General features: G+C 71.9%; 1 protein-coding gene. It reads left to right on the top strand.

The genetic code is table 11. The features are described from left to right. Positions 1–419 precede the first annotated feature (419 nt). Positions 420–1946 carry an RNA-guided endonuclease TnpB family protein gene (locus VE546_RS26580; protein WP_324926710.1) on the top strand — a complete coding sequence of 509 codons (1527 nt, stop codon included), beginning with the start codon at positions 420–422 and terminating at the stop codon, positions 1944–1946. The last annotated feature ends 178 nt before the right edge of the window (positions 1947–2124 follow it).

Below are 2124 nucleotides of genomic sequence, written 5' to 3'. Positions count from 1 at the left end.
TGCCGTACGAACCGCCCGAACCGGCTGTCCCGCCGACCGCCCTGCGCCACCGTGTGTCGCCCTCCTCGCCGCGTCGGTCCCGGTTCGCAGCGTACCCCGCCGCCTCCGCGCACCCGCGCCGTGACCTGCCTCCGGCCGCGGACGCGGGAGGCTGGGGCCGCATGCGCCGGGTGGGGCCGTTGTCGGTGGCGGCTGTTAGCTTCCCGCGCAGGGATGAGCCGGTTCGACGTCCTCACCGAAGGGCGCGGCGGCCAAGGGGGGTGGCCGAACAGGTCTCCCCGGACCTACCCCGGTCCCGGGAGGCCGAATGGCTCCGCACCCACCCCCCTCTCCTCCCCTACGGCAAGCCGCTCCTGATGTCAGTCCCTCCCGCTACGGTTCATCGCGTCGTGTTCGAACCGCACCCGGGAGGAGGAGCCATGCCGACGGAAGTTTTGCGGGCGTTCAAGTTCACGCTCGATCCGACGCCTGCCCAGGCGGAGGCGTTGGCCCGGCATGCGGGTGCGGCGCGGTGGGCGTTCAACCACGCGCTCGCCGCGAAGGTCGCCGCCCACGAACGGTGGCGTACCGAGGTGGCCGCGCTGGTGGCACACGGAGTACCGGAAGCCGAGGCCCGAAAGAGGACGCGGGTGCCGGTTCCGACGCATCCGGCCATCAAGAAGGCGCTCAACCAGGTCAAGGGCGACTCCCGTAAAGGCGTCGACGGGGTGTGCCCGTGGTGGCACGAGGTCAGCACCTACTGCTTCCAGTCCGCGTTCGACGACGCCGACCGCGCCTGGAGGAACTGGCTCGATTCGCTGTCGGGCAAGCGGGCCGGGCGCCGGGTCGGCTACCCGCGGTTCAAGAAGAAGGGCCGTTCCCGCGACAGCTTCCGCCTCCACCACGACGTGAAGAAGCCGACCATCCGCCTGGCCGGCTACCGGCGCCTGCGGCTGCCGAAGATCGGCGAGGTACGGCTGCACGACTCGGGTAAGCGGCTGGCCCGGCTGACCGACCGCGGCCAAGCCGTGGTGCAGTCCGTGACGATCTCCCGGGGCGGGCACCGCTGGTACGCCTCGGTGTTGTGCAAGGTGACCACGGACCTCCCCGAGAAGCCCACCGCCCGCCAGCGCGACGCCGGCCGGGTCGGCGTCGACGTGGGCGTGAAGTACCTCGCCGCACTGTCCAAGCCCCTGGACGCCGGGGACGGGACCACCCGGTTCGTGCTCAACCCTCGCCACATCCGCGCGGCGGAGAAGCGCCTGACCAGGGCGCAGCGGGCACTGTCCCGCACACGGAAGGGTTCGGCGCGGCGGGAGAAGGCCAAACGCCGCGTCGGCCGCTTGCACCACGAAGTGACCGTGCGGCGCGTCATGGCGCTGCACCGGTTGACCAAACGGCTCGCCACCGGATTCGCGGTGGTGGCCGTGGAAGACCTGAACGTCGCCGGGATGACCCGCTCGGCCAAGGGCACCGTCGAGGCGCCCGGCCGCAGAGTGCGGCAGAAGGCCGGTCTGAACCGGGCGATCCTCGACGCATCCCCCGGAGAGCTGCGCCGCCAGCTCACCTACAAGACTTCCTGGTACGGGTCCAGGCTGGCGGTCCTCGACCGCTGGTTCCCGTCCAGCAAGACCTGCTCGGACTGCGGGTGGCAAAACCCACGCCTGACGTTGTCCGACAGGGTGTTCGTCTGCGGCGATCCCTCGTGCGGGCTGCGCATGGACCGGGACGTGAACGCGGCCCGGAACATCGAGCGGCACGCCGAGCTCGCCGATTCACACGTCGCCTGCGACACGCGGGAGACGCAAAACGCCCGTGGAGTTCCTGTAAGACCTGCTGTCCCTCGGGGCCGTGGGCGAGGGGCAGCGAAGCGGGAAGACACCGGGCCCCCGGGCCTGGTGCCACCCCAGCGGAGTGATCCGCTGGCGTTCCCCCACCAGCGTCCCGAACAGACCGCGCTGTTCTAACAGCCCAGGTCGGAAAGGGTCCGCCCCACGGGCGCGGGGAGCGGTCGACCCGGACCGCGCCTGCTACCGGCGGGGCAGAGTCCGCCCCACGGGCGCGGGGAGCGGTCGGCTCCGCGCGCCCTGATGAGCGACGAGGAGGCGTCCGCCCCACGGGCGCGGGGAGCGGTCGGGCTCACAC

It is taken from the genome of Streptomyces sp., from assembly GCF_035644915.1.
Lineage (GTDB): Bacteria > Actinomycetota > Actinomycetes > Streptomycetales > Streptomycetaceae > Streptomyces.
This window is presented reverse-complemented; position numbering and strand designations above follow the sequence as displayed.

Bases quoted from the DNA above. Each gene is read 5' to 3' on its own strand.
- VE546_RS26580 (WP_324926710.1), top strand. From the start codon at position 420: ATGCCGACGGAAGTTTTGCGGGCGTTCAAGTTCACGCTCGATCCGACG.